Source organism: Corynebacterium pseudopelargi (assembly GCF_003814005.1).
GTDB classification, from domain to species: Bacteria; Actinomycetota; Actinomycetes; order Mycobacteriales; family Mycobacteriaceae; genus Corynebacterium; species Corynebacterium pseudopelargi.
The window spans coordinates 1,900,676-1,923,497 of record NZ_CP033898.1; the positions used below are offsets into that span (position 1 = coordinate 1,900,676).

General features: G+C 58.5%; 22 protein-coding genes. 11 read left to right on the forward strand and 11 right to left on the reverse strand.

Annotated features, from left to right (window positions below; all coding sequences use genetic code 11):
- The first annotated feature begins 23 nt into the window (after positions 1–23).
- The 4 genes from CPPEL_RS08870 to CPPEL_RS08885 all read left to right on the forward strand — a co-directional run bounded on the left by CPPEL_RS08870 (position 24) and on the right by CPPEL_RS08885 (position 3,646).
- On the forward strand, positions 24–890 hold the full coding sequence (locus CPPEL_RS08870; protein ID WP_123960776.1) for a MetQ/NlpA family ABC transporter substrate-binding protein: 867 nt from the start codon (positions 24–26) through the stop codon (positions 888–890).
- A 151-nt stretch (positions 891–1,041) separates the two neighbouring features.
- Positions 1,042–1,902 carry a MetQ/NlpA family ABC transporter substrate-binding protein gene (locus CPPEL_RS08875; RefSeq protein ID WP_123960777.1) on the forward strand — a complete coding sequence of 287 codons (861 nt, stop codon included), beginning with the start codon at positions 1,042–1,044 and terminating at the stop codon, positions 1,900–1,902.
- Complete coding sequence (locus tag CPPEL_RS08880) at positions 1,902–2,915, forward strand: methionine ABC transporter ATP-binding protein (protein ID WP_123960778.1); 1,014 nt, start codon at positions 1,902–1,904, stop codon at positions 2,913–2,915. The genes CPPEL_RS08875 and CPPEL_RS08880 overlap by 1 nt, the downstream gene beginning before the upstream one ends.
- Positions 2,912–3,646 carry a methionine ABC transporter permease gene (locus tag CPPEL_RS08885; protein WP_123960779.1) on the forward strand — a complete coding sequence of 245 codons (735 nt, stop codon included), beginning with the start codon at positions 2,912–2,914 and terminating at the stop codon, positions 3,644–3,646. Before CPPEL_RS08880 ends, CPPEL_RS08885 begins: the two co-directional genes overlap by 4 nt.
- A 63-nt stretch (positions 3,647–3,709) precedes the next feature.
- On the opposite strand, the gene CPPEL_RS08890 is transcribed toward CPPEL_RS08885, so the two are convergent.
- Positions 3,710–4,567, reverse strand: coding sequence for a sucrase ferredoxin (locus CPPEL_RS08890; protein WP_123960780.1), 858 nt, complete (start codon positions 4,565–4,567; stop codon positions 3,710–3,712).
- Positions 4,568–4,693: 126 nt separating this feature from the next.
- Between CPPEL_RS08890 and CPPEL_RS08895 the strand changes: the two genes are divergently transcribed.
- Positions 4,694–5,338 (forward strand): AMIN-like domain-containing (lipo)protein, encoded by a 645-nt coding sequence (locus tag CPPEL_RS08895; protein WP_123960781.1) that lies wholly within the window; start codon positions 4,694–4,696, stop codon positions 5,336–5,338.
- Here the strand turns inward: CPPEL_RS08895 and CPPEL_RS08900 are convergent.
- Positions 5,335–6,831 carry a Y-family DNA polymerase gene (locus CPPEL_RS08900; RefSeq protein ID WP_123960782.1) on the reverse strand — a complete coding sequence of 499 codons (1,497 nt, stop codon included), beginning with the start codon at positions 6,829–6,831 and terminating at the stop codon, positions 5,335–5,337. The two genes, CPPEL_RS08895 and CPPEL_RS08900, sit on opposite strands and share 4 nt — an antisense overlap.
- Complete coding sequence (locus CPPEL_RS08905) at positions 6,828–7,562, reverse strand: hypothetical protein (RefSeq protein WP_123960783.1); 735 nt, start codon at positions 7,560–7,562, stop codon at positions 6,828–6,830. The genes CPPEL_RS08900 and CPPEL_RS08905 overlap by 4 nt, the downstream gene beginning before the upstream one ends.
- Before the next feature lie 95 nt (positions 7,563–7,657).
- Between CPPEL_RS08905 and CPPEL_RS08910 the strand changes: the two genes are divergently transcribed.
- Together CPPEL_RS08910 and CPPEL_RS08915 are read left to right on the forward strand one after the other, a co-directional pair.
- The gene (locus CPPEL_RS08910) at positions 7,658–8,092 is read left to right on the forward strand and encodes a hypothetical protein (protein WP_123960784.1); all 435 of its coding nucleotides are present in this window, start codon (positions 7,658–7,660) and stop codon (positions 8,090–8,092) included.
- 60 nt (positions 8,093–8,152) lie between these two features.
- Positions 8,153–9,265: a YihY/virulence factor BrkB family protein gene (locus CPPEL_RS08915; RefSeq protein WP_123960785.1), complete on the forward strand. Its 1,113-nt coding sequence runs from the start codon at positions 8,153–8,155 to the stop codon at positions 9,263–9,265.
- A 3-nt stretch (positions 9,266–9,268) separates the two neighbouring features.
- On the opposite strand, the gene CPPEL_RS08920 is transcribed toward CPPEL_RS08915, so the two are convergent.
- Complete coding sequence (locus CPPEL_RS08920) at positions 9,269–9,871, reverse strand: TetR/AcrR family transcriptional regulator C-terminal domain-containing protein (protein ID WP_123960786.1); 603 nt, start codon at positions 9,869–9,871, stop codon at positions 9,269–9,271.
- Between the two features lie 251 nt (positions 9,872–10,122).
- On the opposite strand from CPPEL_RS08920, the gene CPPEL_RS08925 reads away from it, so the two are divergent.
- Positions 10,123–11,103, forward strand: a complete 981-nt coding sequence (locus CPPEL_RS08925; RefSeq protein ID WP_123960787.1) for a DUF5692 family protein — start codon at positions 10,123–10,125, stop codon at positions 11,101–11,103.
- Between the two features lie 56 nt (positions 11,104–11,159).
- Here CPPEL_RS08925 and CPPEL_RS08930 read toward each other — a convergent pair whose 3' ends face one another.
- Both CPPEL_RS08930 and CPPEL_RS08935 read right to left on the reverse strand, forming a co-directional pair.
- Positions 11,160–11,852 (reverse strand): response regulator, encoded by a 693-nt coding sequence (locus CPPEL_RS08930; protein WP_123961298.1) that lies wholly within the window; start codon positions 11,850–11,852, stop codon positions 11,160–11,162.
- A 5-nt stretch (positions 11,853–11,857) separates the two neighbouring features.
- Positions 11,858–12,979, reverse strand: coding sequence for an ATP-binding protein (locus CPPEL_RS08935; RefSeq protein ID WP_164470408.1), 1,122 nt, complete (start codon positions 12,977–12,979; stop codon positions 11,858–11,860).
- A gap of 115 nt (positions 12,980–13,094) precedes the next feature.
- Here CPPEL_RS08935 and CPPEL_RS08940 point away from each other — a divergent pair, with 115 nt between their 5' ends.
- Positions 13,095–13,961, forward strand: a complete 867-nt coding sequence (locus CPPEL_RS08940) for a PspC domain-containing protein (RefSeq protein WP_164470409.1) — start codon at positions 13,095–13,097, stop codon at positions 13,959–13,961.
- A 150-nt stretch (positions 13,962–14,111) separates the two neighbouring features.
- On the opposite strand, the gene guaA is transcribed toward CPPEL_RS08940, so the two are convergent.
- On the reverse strand, positions 14,112–15,689 hold the full coding sequence (guaA, locus tag CPPEL_RS08945) for a glutamine-hydrolyzing GMP synthase (protein ID WP_123960790.1): 1,578 nt from the start codon (positions 15,687–15,689) through the stop codon (positions 14,112–14,114).
- Positions 15,690–15,859: 170 nt separating this feature from the next.
- On the opposite strand from guaA, the gene CPPEL_RS08950 reads away from it, so the two are divergent.
- Entirely contained in the window at positions 15,860–17,794 is a 1,935-nt protein-coding gene (locus CPPEL_RS08950; RefSeq protein WP_123960791.1) for a fructose-specific PTS transporter subunit EIIC, read from the forward strand.
- Between the two features lie 69 nt (positions 17,795–17,863).
- Here CPPEL_RS08950 and CPPEL_RS08955 read toward each other — a convergent pair whose 3' ends face one another.
- Positions 17,864–18,991, reverse strand: a complete 1,128-nt coding sequence (locus tag CPPEL_RS08955; protein WP_123960792.1) for a GuaB3 family IMP dehydrogenase-related protein — start codon at positions 18,989–18,991, stop codon at positions 17,864–17,866.
- A gap of 36 nt (positions 18,992–19,027) precedes the next feature.
- The gene (guaB, locus tag CPPEL_RS08960) at positions 19,028–20,548 is read right to left on the reverse strand and encodes an IMP dehydrogenase (RefSeq protein ID WP_123960793.1); all 1,521 of its coding nucleotides are present in this window, start codon (positions 20,546–20,548) and stop codon (positions 19,028–19,030) included.
- 188 nt (positions 20,549–20,736) lie between these two features.
- On the opposite strand from guaB, the gene CPPEL_RS08965 reads away from it, so the two are divergent.
- Complete coding sequence (locus tag CPPEL_RS08965) at positions 20,737–21,111, forward strand: DUF5319 domain-containing protein (protein ID WP_123960794.1); 375 nt, start codon at positions 20,737–20,739, stop codon at positions 21,109–21,111.
- Between the two features lie 120 nt (positions 21,112–21,231).
- Here the strand turns inward: CPPEL_RS08965 and CPPEL_RS08970 are convergent, their stop codons facing one another.
- Positions 21,232–22,188: a hypothetical protein gene (locus tag CPPEL_RS08970; protein WP_123960795.1), complete on the reverse strand. Its 957-nt coding sequence runs from the start codon at positions 22,186–22,188 to the stop codon at positions 21,232–21,234.
- A complete protein-coding gene (locus CPPEL_RS08975) occupies positions 22,181–22,747 on the reverse strand; it encodes a sigma-70 family RNA polymerase sigma factor (RefSeq protein WP_123960796.1) in 567 nt (188 codons plus the stop codon). The genes CPPEL_RS08970 and CPPEL_RS08975 overlap by 8 nt, the downstream gene beginning before the upstream one ends.
- Between the last annotated feature and the right edge of the window lie 75 nt (positions 22,748–22,822).

Consider the following 22,822-nt stretch of genomic DNA (forward strand, 5'->3'; position numbering starts at 1 on the left):
TACGCAATAGAAAGTAAGAGCACATGAAGAAAATCCTCAGCACAGCACTCGCCGCCAGCCTGCTTAGCACGGGCCTTGTAGCCTGCTCCAGCGATAGCAACGAGGCCAGCGATACCATCAAGGTCGGCTCCACCGACTCATCTCAGAAGGCCTGGCAGGTATGGGAGGACAAAGCCAAAGAGGCCGGCATTAACCTCGAGGTAGTCAATTTTGCCGATTACTCCACCCCAAACCAGGCGCTTTCCCAGCACCAGATCGACGCCAACCAATTCCAGCACCTGAAGTTCTTGGCAGAATATAACGCCAATACTGGCGAGCATCTCGTGCCTGTTGGATCCAGCGAGGTCGTGCCCCTGGCACTGTTTTGGAAGGATCACGATTCCCTCGATGGCATCGAAGGTGAAAACATTGCCATCCCCAATGATCCCACCAATCAAGCGCGCGCCCTGCACGTGCTTGCTGCGGCTGATCTGATCACGCTTAAGAATAAAGACCAGCTCAGCCCCACCCCTGCCGATGTGGATACCAAGGCCTCCAAGGTCACGCTCACCCCAGTGGATGCAGCCCAAACCCCGGCAGCCTATGGCGATGGCCAACCGGCGATTATCAATAACAACTTCCTTGATCGCGCCGGCATCGATGCCAAGACGGCCATCTTCAAAGACGATCCCGCATCCCCTGAGGCCGAGCCCTATATCAACGTCTTAGTCACCACCGAGGATCGCGCCGATGATCCACAACTGCAACAGCTTGTAGAGATTTGGCACAGCCCCGAGGTCCAAGAGGCCCGTAAGCAAGACACCAAGGGCACTGCCTATCCCATTCAGCGCAGTCAGGAAGATCTCCAAGAAATCCTGGACAAGCTGGAACAAGACGCCAAGCAACAATAATTAATTGCGCCTGAAAAGCGCTGAGCGGGGGCGTCGAAAAGCTAGGAATAGACTGAGCTGTACATTCGACGTTCCTGCTGCTAAATTTGTCAAACACCAAAGGGCAATAGAAAGCTCTGTCTATACTTTTGCAACGTTTAGGAAGCACACCATGAAAAAGCAACTCGCCGCCGTGTTCGCCTCCGCAATCGCCGCCACCGGACTGGTGGCCTGCGGCAACGACGATAAGGCCGACGACGCCACCGTGACCATCGGCACCACCGACTCCGCCAAGAAGGCCTGGAGCGTGTGGGAAGACAAGGCCAAGGAAAACGGCATCAACCTGGAAATCGAGAACTTCTCCGATTACAACACCCCCAACCAGGCGCTGACCCAAAAGCAGATCGACGCCAACCTCTTCCAGCACCTCGACTTCCTTGCTACCTACAATGTGAAGTCCAATTCAGACCTCGCACCGGTTGGCTCCACCGAGGTCGTGCCGCTGGCACTGTTCTGGAAGGATCACGACTCCATCGACGGCATCGATGGCGAAGAGGTAGCCATCCCCAACGATCCCACCAACCAGGCTCGCGCCATCAACGTGCTCAAGAGCAAAGACCTGGTCAAGCTGAAAAAGGACGACGTAGCAAAGCCCACCCCGGCTGATGTGGATACCGAGAAGTCCAAGGTGAAGCTCACCCCCGTGGATGCGGCACAGACTTCCACCGCCTACTTCGAGGGCAAGCCTGCCATCATCAACAACACCTTCCTTGATCGCGCCGGCATCGACCCGAAGACCGCCGTGCTCCAGGACGATCCTTCGGATCCTTCCACCGAGCCCTTCATCAACGTGCTCGTTACCACCAAGGACAACGTGGATAACGAGAACCTGAAAAAGCTCGTTGAGCTCTGGCACACCCCTGAGGTGCAAAAGGCCGTAGAGGAAGACTCCAAGGGCACCTCCGTTTCCGTGGATCGTTCCCAGGAAGATCTGCAGAAGATCCTTGATCGCCTCGAGGAGCAAAACAAGTAATGTCAGGCACCAAGGTTGAGTTCGAAGGCGTATCCAAAGTCTTCGGCGGCACCATCACGGCGCTCGATAACGTCACGCTCACCGTCGAACCAGGCGAGATCATCGGCGTGATCGGCTACTCCGGTGCCGGTAAATCCACGTTGGTGCGCATGATCAACGGCCTAGATAAGCCCACCAGCGGCGCGCTGCGCCTCGACGGCACCGATATCGTGGGCATGTCAGAAAAGCAGTTGCGCAAAGTGCGCCGCAATATTGGCATGATCTTCCAGCAATTTAACTTGCTCAACTCCAAAACGGTGGCGGGCAATGTGGAATATCCGCTCAAGCTGGCCGGTATGTCTTCTGCCGAGCGCAAAGCGCGCGTGCAGGAATTGCTCGACTTCGTAGGCCTTGGCGATCGCGGAAAGCACTACCCCGAGCAGCTTTCCGGCGGCCAAAAGCAGCGTGTGGGCATCGCCCGCGCACTGGCCACCGATCCCGCGTTGCTACTGGCAGACGAAGCCACCTCGGCACTTGACCCAGAAACCACCGAGGAAGTTCTGGCACTGCTGCGCCGGGTGAATCGTGAACTTGGCATCACCATCGTGGTGATTACCCACGAGATGGATGTGGTGCGTTCTATTGCCGATAAAGTCGCGGTGATGGAGCAAGGCAAAGTGGTGGAATATGGCTCTGTTTATGAGGTGTTTTCCAATCCACGCACCGGTGTGGCGCAGCGCTTTGTGGCTACCTCCTTGCGCAACACCCCCGATGAGTTTGAGGCAGAAGACCTCCTCGTGCATGAGGGGCGCCTTTTTACCATCACCTTGTCGGAGGAATCCGGGTTCTTTAGTGCCGCGGCTGCAGCCAAGGATCATGGCGCCATCATCCACATCGTCCACGGCGGCATCACTACCTTGCAAAAGCACTCCTTTGGCAAGGTCACGGTGCGCCTGGTGGGCCCCGAAGATGTAGTAGAGCAGTTCTACCAGGCCTTGAAGCGCACCACGAATATTGAGGAGATCACCCGATGAGCACCACCACCTTCGGCGCATTGAACTCCGCAATCAGCTCGAGTGCAGATGCAGCCAATACCGCAATCCTTGCAGCCGATTGGGACCGTTTAGGCCCCACCTTTGGCGAGGCCATCGTCGATACCTTGGTCATGGTTTCTGTGACCTTGGTGGTAGGCGGCATCTTAGGTCTTGCCATCGGCGTGCTGCTTTATACCACCCGCGCGGGCGGCATTTTGCAGAACAAGGCCTTTTATACCCTGCTGAATGTCTTGGTGAACTTCGTTCGCCCCATCCCCTTCATCATCATGATCACCGCCTTTGGTCCGCTTACCTTGGCGGTGGTGGGAACCACGATTGGGCGCGAAGCCGCAATGTTTATCATGTCCATCGCCGCTACCTTCGGCGTGGCCCGCATTGTGGAACAAAACCTCGTGGCCATTGATCCCGGCGTGATCGAAGCTGCCCGCTCCATGGGTGCAAGCCCCTGGCAGATCATTACCACCGTGATCATCCCCGAGGCGCTCGGCCCGCTGGTTTTGGGTTATACCTTCATCTTTATCGCCATCGTGGACATGTCGGCCATGGCCGGCTACATCGGCGGCGGCGGTTTGGGTGACTTCGCCATCGTCTACGGCTATCGCGCCTACGACTGGGAGGTAACCTATGTGGCCACCTTCGTGATCATCTTGATCGTCCAAGTCGCCCAGCTTTTCGGCAACTGGCTGTCCAAGAAGATCATGCGCCGCTAGCCCAACACGTAGAAAGCCCAAGGTTGCAATGCCTTGGGCTTTTTCGCTTTTCGACGCCCCGCCTTAGCCTTCCGGCGTAGTAAGAAGCTCCACCTGAGCCGGAACCCACGCTTTGCCCTGTTTGGCAGCACCGCCACAAGAAGCAATCACGCCTTCTACCTCGATGCATTCAAGGCTTACCTCCCACTGCCTGCCATCGGCATGGCGCACCCTCGTACCCGTGGTGCTCAGCGCATCCATGGCCACCGCCTCGCCGGCTTGGTGGAGCTTTTCTGCCACTGCCAGCTCTACGACCTGCTCTTGGGCATTTAAGGTGGTGCGCCCACGATTGCCTGGATAAAAAAGCAGGCCATTGCAGGCATAGCGATAGAGCTCGGCTGCGGCTTCGTTATTTAGCCGCCCGAATGAAAAGCCCCAGGGGTAGAGCAGCATGGCGGGGGCAAAGCGGTGGCCTTTGGCATGAGAGCACTCCCAGATGTGGCCATCGGGGAAGCGCTGCTGCAAATCGGCAACGATCGGCCTGCCTTTGAGGGCGCAGCACTGATCGCGCTTGGCATGTGTGCAGGTCAGCAGCACTGGTGCATCTAAGGTGGTGGCACCGTGTGCTGCGTTGCGGCCAGGTCCAGAGAAATCCAGGTTGGGCACCATCGCCTCTGGCACTTCGAGGTGTTCGACGATGTTGTGTGCTGCAAACACCAGGTAGACGTTGCGCAGGCGCTTCGGCTTGCGGCCTGCCCGGCCTGGTTTGCGAATGAGCGTGAAACCGGGGATGTCTCGGAAGCATTCGGTGTGGGCGAGCGTGCCGCCATCAAGGATGTCTCTGCTCCAGGGGCCGTGATGTTCCATCAGCACAAATGTTGCCCCGGTTCTCGCGGTACCGGGTAGGGGTTCTGGTTGAACATCGGAGCACCGGGTAGTCATAAGCGCACAGCATAGTCGCCTCAGAGCAAGATTGCTTAGGGCACCCTTGGTATGTTGTCGTTTCGATTCGATAACATTCGCGTGAATTTGGCTATGCTTTGCTGCAGTTTCGGTTAGCGTGGGGATATGAAAAAAATCGCATCGCTTATTACCGTTGTTGGCTTGACCGTCGGCCTTGCCGCGTGCGATGACGACGACCCTAAGCTCAACCCCTTAAGCTCTGAGACTTCCACCACCACCAAGAAGGTCACCTCCACCGCCACGGTGTCTCCTTCCAATACTGCTGATCGCCAGCAACTGCGCGAGCAGGCAGAAAAAGAAGAAGCGGGCATTGCCCCCTTGGGTGATGCTTCAGTAGCTGCCAAGGAGCAGCGCCCACAAAGCGTTGGCGCGGTGGTCACCGATGTGCGCGTTGGACACCACGATGGTTTTGATCGCATCGTGTTCGATATCGAGGGCTCCGATGCACCCGGTTGGTATGTGGATTACACCGACACCCCAGCGCAGATGGGTTCCGGGCATGCCTTGGAGTACAACGGCAAGGTTGCCTTGATTATCAATATCGACGGTGTGAGCTATCCCTTTGAAACCACCATCGAGTCTGCCGACTTAAGCAAGATCGGCGGCGCTGGGCACATTAAGGAAGTTCGCGAGCATGGCATCTATGAAGGCCGCCAGATGTTCGTTGCTGGCCTTGATAGCCGCCGCCCCTATTCGGTGCAGCTACTACAAAACCCCACCCGCGTTGTGGTGGATATTGTAGATAACTAGGTATAGCTGGCCTCTACCCGCCATTGGCCTGCCCACACCAATAACCATGCGTGTGGGCCTTCGGCCACAACCTGGAGGCGCGCACAGGGCTGCCCGCCTACCCACCATTGATCATCCACCGGCCAAGGGCCTGCCCATCCAGTGATGCGATAGCGCTTCTTGCCCCACTGCAACCCTGCCGGTGGGGCGCTTAAGGCAGCCTCGATCACACGAATGGGCTGGCCGTGGGCATCAACAAGCTGCGCCCTAGTGCTGGGGTGGCCAATGCTTGCCGGCAATGGCCCTGGAATGGCACCGGCGAAAGCGGCCTGGGCTTCTTGGGATTCGCCAAAAGGCACCAACTGCACGCGATCTTCTACACCCCTGCCACCACTGCTGATGGGTTGGAGCACCGCATCGATGCCTAGGGTGGATTGCACTCGCGCAAGCACCTGCTGGCGCGCATGATCCGATGTATGCCCCCACAGCCCGTAGTGTTCTGGTGGGGCGCACTCAATTGGCTGCAAGCGCAATTCTTGGATCCCGCCACCCTGCTCTAGCTGCGCATGCTGCAGCCAGGCATCAAGCTGCCAACGGATCCTTTCTGCAGTAGCGCGCTCACTTAGAGGTTCGCGTGTGCGCCAGATGCGCTCACATACCTGCTGGCCTGCATAAGCAGTGATTTTTAATCGCAGGCATACAAGCCCCTGGGCCAGGAGGCGCTGATGCAACTGCGCGGCTAATTCACGCCCGGCAAAGGCGGCCTCATGCACGCGAGTGATGGGGGTTTCGGGAGTGATCTGCACGCCGAGATCCGCAGGCTGTATCGCAGGGGCCACCAGGCGAGTATCACGGGCTGCCGCCACCTCATAGCAACGCCTGCCTGCGGCACCAAAGCGCGTGATCATCGCACGCACACCCAGCTCATCAATGGCCCCGAGGGTGCATACCCCAAGCGCATCGAGTGTGCGCACCACCTCTGCCTCACAGCCCAAGGCGGGCTCTAATAGGCGGCTAATGGGCTGATTACGCAAGAAGGCCTGTGAGCCACCCGGTGGCACAATATCTTGGGTACGCGCGGCAATCACGGCGGTGGAAATGTCGTCGGCAATGCCGATGAAGCTATCCATGTGTTCGCGCGCGGAGGCGTCGATAAGCTTTTCTGCGGCACAATCTTCACCGCCGTGAAAACGCCCCGCGGCCTCTGCATTGACCAAGGCTAGGCCGGGGCGCAGAATCTCAATACTTGAGGCCACCTGATCTAAGGATTCTGCAATGCCTGCAAAGGTGGCTGCATCACGCTGCTCATCGGCATCGACCACCAGGGCATTGGCAATCGCCTGGGCTTCACGCGTGCGCATGCCACGGCGCACCCCCTGGGCTCTGGCGGCAGCATTACACACGCTAATGCGGTGGTTGGCATTGATCATCACCGCAGCACCGCTAGGCACAAGCCCGGCCATCATCGCTGCCTGCACGGGCCAATCAGGACACCACAACGCCAAAACCCTCATGGGTCTACCGCATATAAGGTTCGTGGCTGGCCAATGCTGATCATGCTGCGCGCATGAAAGGCCTTGGCCTGGCCGGTTACTTCAAGATCCACCGCCTTAATGCGCCCTTGGCCTTCACCAATGCCGCGAAAACCGCGCACCTGGGCTTCTAGCCTTGCTCGTGGGGAGCCCACCTGCATGCCCACCATCACTAAGGCCGCCACCCCTTTGCGCAGGCGCGCTAGTAGTGGGCGGGCGCGCACGGGTGACAAGGTAATGGGCGCACCGCGATAGATCACCACATCAATGCCTTCTACTAACACCCCGAGCGTAGACAGGGGATCTTCACCAGGATCGGGGATGGCCACCACACAGGTGGTATCGCCACCGGAAGTAAGTACTCCCGCCAGGCTTAATTCTGGCCAACCCACCACCGCAACGAACATGCCCTGGGCGCTTAATTGCGCAATGAGTTCTACAACAAAGGCTGGGGTGGGGCTACATTCATATACGCATCGTCTGAGCAATCCTCCATCAGGCAATACCTGCGCTATGCCGGGTGCAACCTCGATGAGCTGCGTAGATGATGGCTTTTGTGCATCCGGTTCCTGGGGTGCTGTGATATCTGGGGCGGCATTGCTCATGGCCGCAACCTTGTTGCGCAACACGGCAATGCGCTCATGGCGGCTGAGCGCAGAGAGGTTTTCTACGCTTTCTACATCCACCATGTTTCGAACACCCGTTTGCTGCATGTGCTCATGCTAAACAGCCGAACAAATGTGCGTCAAGCAGACACAAGATACAGCCCCCACACGACAAAGCCAACCCAAGTGCTAGCGTTTGCTGCATGAACGCCTATACCACCATGCGCTCGCACACCACCCCGATCCCCACCCCGCCGGTTGTTCGCGTAGGCAGCTCCGCACTCATCGGCCTCGGCGTTGCACTGCTCACCACCAGTCTTCCCCGCGGCGTACAGGTACTAGGCATGCTCATCTGCATCGCAGCAGGCATCATGCTCATCTTCTCTCACCCCTACCGCCGTAAAATCAAAGCCTTCCTCGAAGCCAGCAACCTGCACTACACGCCAAAGTTCACGCAAATCCTTCCGCTGTTTTTGGTGTGGTTAGCCCTCATGCTGGCACCACTGTTTGCACCACTGCCCCTGATTGGCAGCATCGCCTGCGCCGTGGTGGTCTTTGGCTGGATGTACCTGGTGTTTCCGCATATCGACGGCAGCCGCGCACTCGCATTTGTAGAAACCCCTCCACAAAAGCGCTAAACACTCCCCCACCAACCCTGGCGTTTCCCTCTCTCTTTTCTAAGTAGGTGATCTCTTCTCATGCCCTCGCATGCCCACGAGCCGTATATCGTGCCACTCGATGGCAGCCCCGCCGTGGGCACCAAAAGCGTGGAGGAGTACTACGAAACGGTAAGCAAACCACATCGCTTTATTCCGCTTGCCTCCTGGAAGCTGATTGCAAAACGCCTCTATGTGGAGGTATTCAACCGCAGCCTCATGGATAAAGGCGCGCTGCTGAGCTTTTATACCCTCTTTACCGGCATCCCCACCCTCTTGGGGTTTTATGCCATTGCCTCCCTGGTGCTGGCGCAAAATAGCTCAAGGGTGCGCGAGCTTAGCGAGGACTTCATTAGCGAAAACATCCCCAGCAACTACGAAAACGAAGCCCACAAGGTCATCGACATCGTCTTGGGCAACACCCAACAATCAGTGATCACCCTGATTATCTCCGTGGCCATCGCCCTGTTTTCCTCTTCTGCCTATGTTCGCGCTTTCTCGCGCAGCGCCAACGCCCTCTACGGCCGCCACGAAGGCCGCGGCCTGATTAAAACGTGGCTAACCATGTGGGCTTTGACCATCGCGATCGTCACCGGGCTCGCACTCATTGTGGTGGCGTTTTTCCTTGAAGAAGACATCCTGCGCCCCATCTTGGACACCTTCGCCCAACCCCTCCACCTTGATGGCGTGGCAGAGTTCTTCCTAGTCACCTTCCTGCCCGTGTGGAAATACCTTCGCTGGCCTGCCATTATCGCCCTATCCATTGCGCTGATCGCCGTGCTTTATACCGTGGCCCCTAATGTGCGGTACAAGAAAATGCGCTGGCTTACCGTAGGTTCCACCCTCTCACTGGTGGCCATTACCTTGGTGGGCCTGGCAGTGCGCCTGTATGTAAATAACTTCCTACACATCGGCATGTATGGAGCCCTCGGCGGGCTGATCGGCGGCTTCTTTGGCCTTCTGCTTTCCAACACCATCTTGCTGCTCGGGCTCAAACTCGATGCAGAAATCACCCGCGTGCGCGAGCTTGAAGCAGGCCTTCACTCCGAATCACTGATCCTGGCACCGCCGCGGTCTTCACAAGGCGCCGAGGGCAATAATGAAATTGACGCCCGCCTCCACAAACAAGCCGCCGCCTTTAGGCAAGCAAGCTGATTTCTAGCTCCCCACCCCGGCACCACCTGGATGTGCATGAAAGCGCTCCAAAGATTCGCGCACATGGCCTTGCATAGAAAAGCTGATGCGCCGGACAAGATCATGGGGATCATCTGCCATGCCGGTGGCCAGCCAGTGCACGATATGACCCCACACCGCCACGGTGTAGTGCTCAATAACAAAGGCACGATCTGCCGGCTGCAGCACAAGGGCTGGGGGCTGGGCAAGAAGCTCATCTACCACCGCCGTCATCATCTGCCTTAATACGGCATGAAAGAAGCGCTCGGTGCGCGACCACGGCAAAGAATCGATCACTGCCAGCGCTTGTTCAGCATGCTCGCGCATGTACACCATTAAATGCTCAAGGCCGTCTGCCCATTCGCTATAGCTGGCGTGGGCAAGGATATGGTCGGCTACATCCCTGGCAAAGACCCACCCGGCGGCATCAAAAATATCGTTGAAGTGGTAGTAAAAGGTCTGGCGGTTAATAACTGCTAGCCGGCAGAGCTCGGCAACGGAGATTTTTCGCAGCGGCTTATCCCTTAAAAGCTGCTTTAAGGCACGCGCAACGGCCAGTTGCGCATCTGTTGCCTCGTGCATTGCCATGCCTTTTAGCTTAAGCCACCAAGGATCCGCCCCAGCTTTAGGTGAGAACACTAGACACTTCTGGCGAGCTGTCTAAAGACAACACACTAGCCAAACAATACGCTTGAAAGTGTAAGAAAAAGGCATCGCGCAGGGTGCACATCACCTGCACACTCAAGGTGCCACACACGAGTGAAGCTTTGACGGCTAGAAGCGCTTGGAATGTGAGGCGGAGGCGTCGAAAAGCTTCCTAGAGCATAAGGAGCAAGGACATGTTCCTCTTCGATTCAATCCCCTGGTACGCCTGGGTGGCATGGTTTGTGGTGCTCGGCGCACTCATCGGACTCAATGAACTCACCCGACGCTACCGCGCGGCAGCCTGGGCATTCTATATCGCCCTGCCCATCATCCTCACCATCTTTGTCTGGCCACACACCGCAGGCGCAGGATCATCCACCGGCACCTGGTTCCACTGGGTCAAGGTCTACTCGGCACTAGCGGGCGTATTGGGCTTTATGCTGCTGCGCTACCACAAGAAGATCCGCGATATGCGCTGGGCCTTGGTCTTCCCCGCAGCCATTTTGGCCATGAACATCCTCGAAGCTTGCATCCGCGACTTCCAAGTTGGCGCCATGAACGCCGATGGCGTCGTTGATGGCGTGTACATGGTCTCTGGCTCCTGGAACTGGATGAATGGCGTTGCAGGCCTGCTGAACCTGCTCACCATCTGCGGCTGGGCAGGCATCATGATCTCGCGTAAGCCCAGCCAAGACATGGTCTGGCCCGACATGATGTGGTTCTGGATCATCGCCTATGACCTGTGGAACTTCGCCTATGTGTACAACTGCGTTGGCGATCACTCCTTCTACGCCGGCGCTGCACTGCTCATCTCCTGCACCATCCCCGCCTTCTTCATCTGCAAGGGCGCATGGCTGCAGCACCGCGCCAACACCCTGGCACTGTGGATGATGTTCACCATGGCAGTCCCCGGCTTCGTCACCGACTCCCGCTTCGCCGTGGAAGCATCGCACCGCCCAGAAGCCCTGTTCATCGTCTCGTTCATCGCCCTGATTGCCAACGTCGCTGTGGCCGTATGGCAGATCCGCACCATCCGTCGCCGCCACCTCAACCCGCTTCGCGATGAGCTTTACGACGACACCGCCTACTACCACGAGATCTACCAAGCACACGTTGCAACCGGTAACTCCCCCGAGGTTGAAGAAACCCTCCGCGGCACCGCAAAGGCCCGCTAAGCAACTTACAACCCCACAGCCATCCGCCCGGCGCGGATGGCTGTTACTTTTTGCCCCTAATCAAGCTCGCGTTCACGCGCCCAGCGGCTTAAAGCATGGCGGTTGGATTGCTGCGTTTTACGCAAGATATTCGAGGCGTGCGTTTCTACAGTCTTAATAGAAATAAACAGCTCAGCGGCAATTTCTTTATAGGTATAGCCGCGAGCAAGCAAACGCAGCACCTCTAATTCCCGGCGAGTAAGCGCATCGACGATCGGATCATCGACCACCACACCAGATTCCACCGCAGCATCGCGTTCGGGCGCATCCACCACACCTGCGCCCACGGGGTCTGGTTTGGCAAAAGCATCGAGCACAAAACCTGCCAGACGCGGCGAAAACACCGCATCATTATCGGCTACCCGACGCACCGCCTGGATCAGCTCATCGCCGCTGATTGTTTTGGTGACGTAGCCGCGTGCCCCGGCGCGGATCACCTCGATCACATCCTCGGCGGCATCGGAGACACTGAGTGCCAAAAACTTTGGGGGCTGTGTGGCGCTTTGTTCCAAGACCTCGCGCAGCACCCGCACGCCACCACCATCGGGCATGTGTACATCGAGCAAGACCACATCGGGGCAGGTGCGCACAATGTTCTCGATGGCCTCGGTGGTGGTGCCGGCCTCACCCACGATGGAAAAGGCAGCGCCGATTTCTGCGCGTACCCCAGCACGAAACACCTGGTGATCATCAACTAAAAACACCTTGATCTCATTCACCGCGCCACCTCCTGGTCCATTGCCACACGAATCTCTACCTCTGTGCCCTGCTCTGCACGGATGATGGCCTGCCCGCCGGCACGCTCAATGCGCGCCATGATGGAATCCTGAATGCCGTGGCGGCTGGGGTCAATCGCATCGGGATCAAAGCCCGCGCCGCGATCACGCACAAAAATCTGAAGCTCGCCAAAGATCAGCTCCGCATACACATCGCAGTGCTGCTCACCAGAGTGCTTCGCGGCATTGACCATGGCCTCGCGGGCGGCAGCCACCGCCTGATCGGCGTTGTGATTCATTGGGCAATCCTCGCCCACAAGCACAGGGGTAATGGTAATGCCGAAAGTATCTTCTACCTCTGCACAGGCATGCTCAATGGCAGCAAACACCGAGGCCTCCTGCCTGGGGGCAAAAAGCCACTGCCGCAACTCGCGCTCCTGGCGCCTGGCAAGCTGTTGCACCTCGGGCTCGGAAGAGCGCTTTTGTATCAGCGCCAGGGTTTGCAGCACCGAATCATGAAGCTGATTGGCAATCTGCACACGCTGAGCCTCCACAGCACTAGCCTCGCGCTCGGCGGTGAGCTTATCTAGAAAACCGCGGGCAAAAGGCAAGGCCAAGGCCCCTGCACCAAGCAAGGTCACCAGCACCGAGCTGAAAGCGGCAAAGAAATACGGGCCTTGCCACAACCGAAGCGAGCTCATCACACCGATACACACCAAGGCCACGCCCACCACGCTGAGCAACACCTTGCGGCTCGATTGCCGTGCCGTGGCACCCCAGACCACCACCGCGCCACAAAGAATCACCACAACAGGCAGCACCAAGGCAATACCAAAACCAAAACCAGCACCGAACGCGCAACCAAAGATGGCAAGCACCACCAACGCCCACTGCGCAGGCTGCACCTGCGATTGCTCATGTGGCTCTTGCTGGGCAGGCTGCAAAGGCGAGAGCACCCACAAGGCGATATACAGCACCAGGCCAAGACCGTTGGCAAAGCAGGCGGCAGCAAACAGCACCCGCACCGTCACGGTGGGTACACCGAGATGTTCGCCTAAGCCTCCTGCGACGCCGCCGAGCATGCGATCGCGGGAGCGTCGAAAAGCTGGGTAGGTGATCATGCTTGTCATTCTGGCACCCCGAGGATCTCAGGGGCATCAGGGAACACCCTGAACTTTGCAAAATCAGGGCGAACCCCGATGTGCAAGCACCCTGCTTGGCACAATGATCAACAGCATGAGTACCAATACTTTTTCTCAGATGCTCGCCACCCGGCCAGCACGCCTTCCCCGCGCAATGGAAGACTCCAACGCCAAAATAGCCGGCGTATGCGAAGGCATCGGCTTCCGCTTCCAAATCGATCCGCTGCTGCTCCGCGTGATCTTTGTTGGCCTCTCCTTCATCGGCATCGGCCCATTGCTCTACTGCACCCTCTGGTGGCTCATGCCGCGCTACCCACTGGAAACCTCCCCTGCGCAATCGCTACTGCAATACCCCGACGCGGAAAAAGAGCGCGCATCCAGGCTTCGCGCCGGCGGCTGGATCGGGCTGGCGGTCGTAGGTGCAGGCTGGATGTTTTTCATGCTCCTCGCCCGATTCATTGCGCTCATCGGCATCGTTGTCATCGGTGCACTGTGGTGGCTTCTGTATCTGCGCCACCCCGACCAGCCCCAAGCCTTAACACCAGAGGTGAGAAAAGAAGCCGCCCCTGTCCCACACCGCAGGCGCTGGCCTTGGGTCACAGCCGTGTGCGTGCTCATGATCGGCACAGGTGCCGCCATAGCCATCGCGCAATCCTCGTTGTTTGAAAGCCACTACGAGCACGTTGATCAAGCAAGCGCCTTGGAATCGGAATACACCAGCGACTTCGGCAGCATGAACCTTGACCTGCAGGATCTGCAACCACTGAAGAAGTCTCAGACCGTGCTCGTGCAATCGCGCTATGGCAATGCTGGGGTGATCCTGCCGAACAAGACCAATTACGAACTCGAATGCCTCGACGGCAATACCCCGCAGTGCCAAAGCACCACCCACAAAGGCAAAGGGGCCTTACTCACAATCAAAGTGAGCTCGGGAAGATTCGGGCACGCCTGGGTGGAATAGCCGCGGGCCTGGGGCTGGGGTTTGCGACGGGTCTGGCCCGGGCGGCTGGCCTGGGCTTTGCTTTGCGACGGAGCCTGTGCCCCACAAACACCTCACCCCCACGCCTTGGTTAAGGCCTGGGGGTGTTGTGGCTGGGTATAGCTGTGGGAATTACTCCCACTCGATGGTTCCCGGGGGCTTGGAGGTGCAGTCGAGCACCACGCGGTTCACATCGGGAACTTCATTGGTAATACGCGTAGAGATCTTCTCTAGTACTTCGTAGGGCAGGCGCGTCCAGTCGGCAGTCATGGCATCTTCAGAAGACACCGGGCGCAGCACGATGGGGTGGCCATAGGTGCGGCCATCGCCTTGCACGCCCACGGAGCGCACATCGGCCAGCAGCACCACGGGGCACTGCCAGATCTCGGAATCAAGCCCAGCGTTGGTCAATTCCGTGCGAGCAATCAGGTCTGCTGCGCGCAGGGTTTCAAGGCGCTCCTCGGTGACTTCACCGATGATGCGGATACCCAAACCAGGACCCGGGAAGGGCTGGCGGGCCACAATTTCCTCGGGCAGGCCAAGCTCACGGCCTACGGCACGTACCTCATCCTTAAAGAGCAGGCGCAGCGGCTCAACGAGCTTGAATTCCACATCGTCTGGCAAACCGCCGACGTTGTGGTGGCTCTTAATATTCGCGGTACCGCTGCCGCCACCGGATTCCACCACATCCGGGTACAAGGTGCCTTGCACCAGGAAGTCCACGGTGGAGCCTTCAGGTGCGGATTCGAGCACGCCTGCAACGGCACGCTCAAAGGAGCGAATGAACTCCGCACCGATAGCCTTGCGCTTTGCCTCCGGTTCGCTCACACCGGCGAGCTTGGCTAGGAAGGCCTCGCGCTCATCCACGGTGACCAGCTTGGCGCCGGTGGCGGCCACGAAGTCTTGCTGTACTTGTTCGCGCTCGCCGGCGCGCAGCAGACCGTGATCGACGAAAACGCAGGTGAGGCGATCGCCGATGGCGCGCTGCACAATCGCTGCAGCCACGGCGGAATCAACACCGCCGGACAGGCCACAAATGGCGCGTCCTTCTGGACCTACCTGCTCGCGTACTGCCTGGACGAGTTCTTCGGCAATATTGGCAGCAGTCCAGTTCTGCTCAAGGCCTGCTACCTCGGTAAGGAAGCGGCTAAGCACCTCTTGGCCATGAGGAGAGTGCAGTACCTCGGGGTGGTATTGCACGCCTGCCATGCGCTTTTCTAGATTTTCAAAGGCCGCAACGGGAGCACCGTCGGTGCTGGCGGTGACCTCGAAGCCTGCGGGCGCTTCAGATACGGCATCGCCGTGGCTCATCCACACCTTGTGCTCGTCTTCGAAGCCTTGGTGCAGCACACCGCCGGATACTTGCATATCGGTGCGGCCGTATTCGCGGTTGCCGGTATTAGCCACCGTGCCGCCAAGGGCATGCGTCATGGCTTGGAAGCCGTAGCAGATGCCGAATACTGGCACGCCGAGTTCGAGAATCTCAGGATCTAAAGAGGGGGCGCCATCGGCGTACACCGAGCTGGGGCCGCCTGATAGCACCAGCGCTGCTGGGTGCTTGGCGCGGATCTCCTCAGCGGACATCGTATGCGGCACGACCTCCGAGTAGAGATTGGCCTCGCGCACACGCCGCGCGATGAGCTGTGCGTACTGGGCGCCGAAATCGACGACCAGCACCGGATCATGGTGTTGTGGGGTCTGCTCAGTCACGTCTGTGAGTCTAACCCAGCACCCCGGATTGGCCGGAACTGTGTACCCGCATAATCTCACAGCACTGTTGTGCAGGATCACCCCGCGCCGATTCCTATGCCCACTCAAACAGAATTTAAACTAATTTTTGTTGAACTATGTGTGAACATTTTTGATTCCGAGAAGAAGCGATGACTATGGCCAAACCCAAAACCATTCTTGCCATCACCGCCTGCCCCACAGGCATCGCCCATACCTATATGGCCGCCGAAAACCTCAGCCAAGCCGCCGAGGAACTTGGCTATGAGCTCAAGGTGGAAACCCACGGCTCCGTGGGGGTTGAGAACCCCTTTAGCCAGGAAGATATCGACGCAGCCGACGCGATCGTGGTGGCCGCCGATAAACAAATTGATCTCTCCCGCTTCCACGGCATGCCAGCGGTAATTACCGGGGTAAGCGAGGGTATTCGCAACCCCAAGGGCTTGCTCGAACGCACCGCCACCGCCACCCCACTGGCAACCGGCGGCACCAAGGATGCTGCCGCAGCCCAGGCCGGCAGCAACGGCGCCAATGTCGTGTACAAGGCGCTGATGAATGGTGTCTCGCACATGATCCCCTTCGTGGTGGCCGGCGGTCTGCTCATCGCCATCGCCTTGTCCATTGGTGGCGAGCCCACCCAAGAAGGGCTCGTGATCCCCGAAGGTTCCTTCTGGGCCACCATCTCTGCGGTAGGCGCGCTCGCCTTCACCCTCATGGTGCCGATCCTTTCTGGCTACATCGCCATGGCGATTGCCGATCGCCCAGGGCTAGCACCAGGCATGATCACCGGCTATATCGCAATTTCCGGGGATCTCTACCACTCTGAGGCCGGTGCTGGATTCCTTGGCGGCATCATCACAGGTTTTGCCTCCGGCTACCTGGCATTGGCGCTAAAAAAGATCCCCGTGCACCGCTATGTGCAGCCGATCATGCCGATCATCATCATTCCCGTGGTCACCACCTTGTTGGTGGCACTGGCATTTATCTACATCATCGGCGCACCAGTAGCTGGGGTGTTTGAATTCCTCACCAACTGGCTCGCAGGCATGCAGGGCAGCAGCGTGATCCTGCTTGGCGCCATCCTCGGTGCCATGGCCGGTTTTGATATGGGCGGGCCTGTAAACAAAACGGCCTTCCTATTCTCCGGTGGCCTGATTGCCTCGGGCAACGCCATGCCCATGGGCATGATGGCAGCCGCGATTGCTACCCCACCGCTTGGCATGGGCCTTGCCACCTTGCTTCGCCGCAACTGGTTTAGCAAACAAGAGGCAGAATCGGGCATCGCCGCACTCTTCATGGGCTTTTTCGGTATCACTGAAGGCGCCATTCCTTTCGCCGCGGCTCGCCCGCTGCAGATCATCCCGGCCAACGTGATCGGCGGTGCCCTCGCCGGTGGCTTAGCTGGTGTGTTCTCAGTCCAAGACCACGTGATGCACGGCGGGCCGATCGTCGCAGTCTTGGGTGCGGTAGATAACGTGGCCGGCTTCTTCATCGCCATCGCCGTAGGCACCGTGGTCACAGCCGCTGTGGCCTTGGCCTTGATGTCGCTCCAACGCCGCTCCACCCCTAAGCAACCAAGCACCACCCCCGCCTCGCCTGCCGAGGCCAGCAAGCCTGCCCAGGAAGGCATTGCCGATTTGCTTGCCGACGACGCCGTTGTGCTCGATACCCTTGCCGCCAGCAAGGAAGACATCATTCACTTGCTAGCAGAGCACGCCATGGTGGCCGATAAAGTGCATGACGTTGGAGGTGCGGTGGCCGCAGCCCTAGTGCGCGAAGCAAAGTTCTCCACCGCAGTAGGCAATGGCATTGCCATCCCCCACCTCAAAGACGATGCGGTGAGCTCTCCATTTATCGCCTTTGGCCGCGTGATCGAAGGCCTGGAATGGGATGCACCTGATAATCAGCCCGTACACATGGTGTTCTTGTTAGGCGTGCCGGCCTCCAATACCGGCAACCAGCACCTCAAGATTTTGGCGCAGCTTTCGCGGGCGCTGATGAAGCAGCCGGTGCGCGAAGCATTGCTTGAAGCCACCACGCCACAGCAGGTACGCGCTGCCATCGAGCAGACCCAGCCTGCCAATTAGAACCCCCAAGAAAAACGCCGCCGAACACCTGCAAAATGCAGAGGCTTGGCGGCGTTGTGGTGTGCTGGCCTAGGGGTAGATGACCAGATCTACCTTTTGGAACTTCTTTAAGTCGGTGTAGCCACACTTTGCCATTGCGCGCTTGAGTGCACCTACAAAGTTCTGCTCGCCGTACACGCTTGCAGAAGGCCCATGCAGCAACACCTCAAGGGTGGTGCGATCTCCTTCCGTACCAACGATCTGGCCTCGGGGGAAGCGCGGGTGAGCAGCAGCAGAAGGCCAAAACGCACCCTTGGCCGGTGCTTCTTCGGCGGCAGCCAAAGGCGCACCGAGGACCACGGCATCTGCGCCGCAGGCGATGGCCTTCACCGCGTCGCCGGAAAGGTATAGATCACCATCGGCAATCACATGCACATAGCGGCCACCAGTTTCATCCAAGTAATCGCGCCTAGCTGCAGCAACGTCAGCGATAGCAGTTGCCAGCGGCGTGCTAATGCCCAGCGCAAGATCATTGGTATTAAAGCCGCCGCCGACGATCACGCCCACTGCACCGGCGCGCATGAGGTGCAAGGCGGTGGTGTAGTCGTTGACACCGCCGGCGATCACCGGCACATCGACGCTGCCGATGAACTCTTTGAGGTTTAAAGGCTCCCCGCCTTGTTCAACGTGCTCGGCGGAAATGATGGTGCCTTGCACCACCAGCAATTCCACGCCCGCCTTGATCAGTGCTGGGGCAAGTTCGCGGCAGCGCTGCGGAGACACGCGCACTGCCACCGTGGCGCCAGCATCGCGCACCTGCGCTATGCGCTCGGCCAAAAGATCTTCATCTAAGGGTGCTTGGTGCAATTCCTGCAAGGTGCGGATGGCTTTGCTTTGATCCTCGTTGAGGAAATCACCGCGTGCCTCAAGCACCTTTGCCACAGCGGCATCGAAGTCGGCGTGGCGGGCAAGCAGGCCTTCGGCGTTGAGCACACCGAGGCCGCCTTGCTTATCCATCTCGATCACGAACTCCGGAGAAGCCAGTGCATCGGTGGGGTGCGACATAAAAGGCACGTCGAAGGTGTAGGCGTCGATATTCCAGGTGGTGTCTACGTCCTTAGAAGAGCGGGTACGGCGCGCAGGCACCAAAGAAAGCTGATTCAGGTGGTAGGCGCGGCGAGCCTCGCGGCCTTGGCCAATTTCTACAAAATCTCGCATGAGGTCAGTTCGATTCCCTTGTATCTGTGGGCGGCGTTAGCGGTAGTTCGGAGCTTCAACAGTCTGCTGGATGTGGTGCGGGTGCGATTCCTTCAAACCAGCAGAGGTGATCTGCACGAACTTGGCGCGCTGGAGATCTTCGATGGTGGCAGAGCCGGTGTAGCCCATAGAGGCACGCAAGCCGCCAACGAGCTGGTGGGTGATGGCCTCGATGGAACCGCGGAAAGGCACACGGCCTTCGATGCCTTCTGGCACGAGCTTGTCTTCGCTTTTCACATCGGCCTGGAAGTAGCGGTCTTTGGAGAAGGAGCGCTTTTCACCAGAAAGGCCACGGCCTTGCATCGCACCCATGGAGCCCATGCCGCGGTAGCGCTTGTACTGCTTGCCTTGCACCACAACGATATCGCCGGGGGCTTCAGCGGTACCTGCCAGCATGGAGCCCAACATCACCGAGGAGGCACCGGCTGCCAGGGCCTTGGAAATATCGCCGGAGAATTGCATGCCGCCGTCGGCGATGATTGGCACGCCTGCCTCATGGGCGGGCACCGAGGCCTCCATGATCGCGGTGATCTGCGGGGCACCGACGCCTGCGACCACACGGGTGGTGCAAATAGAGCCTGGGCCAATGCCGACCTTGATGGCATCGGCACCGGCTTCGATCATGGCCTTGGCTGCGCTGCGGGTGGCGAGGTTGCCGCCGATCACATCGACCTGCTTGCCAAATTCACGCTTGACGCGAGAGACCATATCCAGCACCCCTGAGGAGTGTGCGTGGGCTGAGTCCACTACGAGGACATCCACGCCGGCGTCGACAAGCGAACCTGCACGCTGCCAAGATTCCTCGCCCACGCCGATACCTGCGCCCACCAGCAAACGCCCGGAGGCATCCTTGGTGGCGTTGGGGTGCTGCTCAGTTTTGACGAAGTCTTTGACGGTAATCAGGCCGGTGAGCTTGCCTTGCTTGTCGACGATCGGCAGCTTTTCCACCTTGTTTTGGCTCAGCAGCTCAAGGGCTTCTTCTTTGCCTACGCCCTCTTCGGCCACCACCAGGGGCATCGGGGTCATAACCTCGGAGACTTTGCGTTCAAAATCGCGCTCAAAGCGCATATCACGGTTGGTGCAAATGCCCAGCAAGGTGCCTTCATCATCTACGACAGGCAAACCAGAGATGCGGAAGCGGGCGCACAGGGCGTCGACCTCGGCGATGGTCATATCAGGCGAGCACGTCACAGGATCGGTGACCATGCCAGACTCCGAACGCTTGACCACCTCGACGTGCTGGGCTTGCTCTTCAATAGAGAGGTTGCGGTGCAACACACCCATGCCGCCTTCGCGGGCCATAGCAATTGCCATGCGCGATTCAGTGACCGTGTCCATGGCAGCAGAGATAATCGGGATGTTGAGACGAATGTTGCGAGTCAGTTGCGTCGCGGTGGACACCTCACTGGGAATCACATCCGATGCATCAGGTAGTAGCAGCACATCGTCGAAGGTGAGTCCTACCAGTGCAACCTTGTTGGGATCGTCGCCACCAGTGCTTACTCGCTTATCTGTCATTGAATCTCTCTCCTTGGAAACCGTGATCCATGCAGGCCGAAGCCGCGAACTGTGTGTCTAGCCTACCGCGTTGGGCAATCAGGGCTTGGCTCCTGCTCGTCTTGCCACCTCTAACACCCCCGACTGTGCATTTATTGCCCGGCCTTGGTACTTGAAACCAAAGGCTTACCCCATTTAGGCTGGCTTGGGTGAGCTTCGACTGGCAAATGCCCAAAGACCCCTTCGCCGACGACGATTTCGACCCGGCTTCGCTGTTTGACGACGAAGAAGAACAGCTCCCGCCGCTGAGCGATCAAGAACGCGAGCAAATCAAACAAGAGCTCCAGTTCGTCTACCAATTCCGTGCAGCGCTGCTCCCTAAAGGCGTGATGGGTGTGGTGGCTATCTGCGAGGAGTGCCAAGAAGAGCACTACTACGACTGGGACATCATGATTAACAACATGCGCGCCACCTTGGCCGGAGAGCTCAGCCCCGCGCATGAACCCAGCATGAACCCCAACCCCAATGCCTATGTGCCCTGGGATTATTGCCTCGGCTATATCGACGGCATGAGCAGGCGCTAGCAACAACACCAAAGCCCGGATCAATAATTGATCCGGGCTTTAAGCGTTTCTGGCTCAGCTTCGCGGCCACTTAGCTATTTTGCCGCTTGGCTAGCTGGCGCCTTGGTTACTTTGGGCTGTTTAGCGCTCCATCGCCGGTGCTACTTCTTGCACAACCTCGCTAATGCTGCGAGAGATACCATCGACGGGATCTTCAATCCCAGGCTGCGCCTCAGCATTTTCCTCAACCGGGGGCGCATTACGCACACCAGTTTCTTCCTCTACGGGATCCTCGGTAGAAGGCTCACCGGCATCTGGGGTGGCCTCCACCGTGGGCTCGGAAGTACGAGAGGTTTCCGAAGCGGGAGACTTTTCCTCGTTCTTCGTCTTGGTAACCGTCGTGGTTTCCTTATCGGGCGCCGGCGCGGTGGTAGTGACCGTGGCAGTAATCGTGGTGGATACGCGATCTACCAGCGACTGCCCCACCTTGCGGCCTTCGGGCTTCATGCGGTCTACCAACGCCTGGGCCTCTGCCAGTTTGCGCTTGGCACCCTCAATATCACCGCTGGCTTTCAGGTCATTGGCTTCTTGGAGCGCAGATGCTAATTGCACCACTTCGACGTCGTTGCCGCCAAAGATCTGCTGGTTAAGCCCATACAGGGGGCTGCCTGGCTCTGCGTTATGGATGGCCACACCACTGCCGGCGATCAAGGCGGTAGCTGCTGCCGCACCCACCATGCCGTGGAAGACTGCCCGTGCTGGGCGGTGCAGCGGCACTACCTCGGCCACATCGGCATCGCTTGCTGGATCTTCGGCTGCAAAACGGCCTCGCCTGCGCGGTGCAGGAGCATCTACTGCCGGCATCTCATTGGTTAATGCCTGGTCACGAAAATCAAAGCCAAGTTCTGCCAGCGTCGGTGCCTTGGGCATGTCGGCGCTGACTTCTTCACGCGCTTGGAGGAATAAGGCCGCTAACTCATCGCGACCATCGCTGGGATCAACACCCTGCGCAAGCGCGCTCAAGAAGGCGTCGTCCTCGCGCAGCTGTTCAAGCTGCCGACGAGTCACGCCCTCCTGCTTCGGGTGCCGCCTATTCATTGCCACGCTCCTGCTCCAGAGCCTTTCTTAGTGTTGCTAGTGCTCGATGTTGTGCCACACGGACTGCGCCTGGAGTACTTCCCAGAATTTCTGCCGTCTCATCAGCACTCAGACCATTAAACACCCTGAGGATTACAACCTCACGAGCTTTGTCACTGAGTACATCGAGCAATGCAAGCATCCTGTTACTACCTGCTTGCGCCATGGTCAAATGCTCAGGAGTATCGTGCACAATTTCCGTATCGGGCACCTCATCGGTGGGGTGCGCAAGATCGCGCTTATAGTAGCGCATCGCGTCTGCCACTTTGTTTGAGGCAATGCCATAGACAAAAGCCAGGAAAGGCCTGCCACGATCTACGTAGCGTTCGATGGAGTTCGCCAACGCCAAACAGGTTTCTTGAGCCACATCCTCGGGGGTGGGGTGCCTACCCCCGGACATGCGTGCGCGGGCGTAGCGCAACACTACGGGATAAGAGATTTCAATAATGCGCTCGAGAGCTACGGCATCGCCGGCTTGAGCTTTCGGCACTAGCCGTTGAAGCTCATCCTCGTCGCTCACGTAGTTTCTCCTTGCAGTACCGCATCTCTGGCGTGGTCGCTGTTGAAATTCTAGTACTTGTCACGTTCATAGACC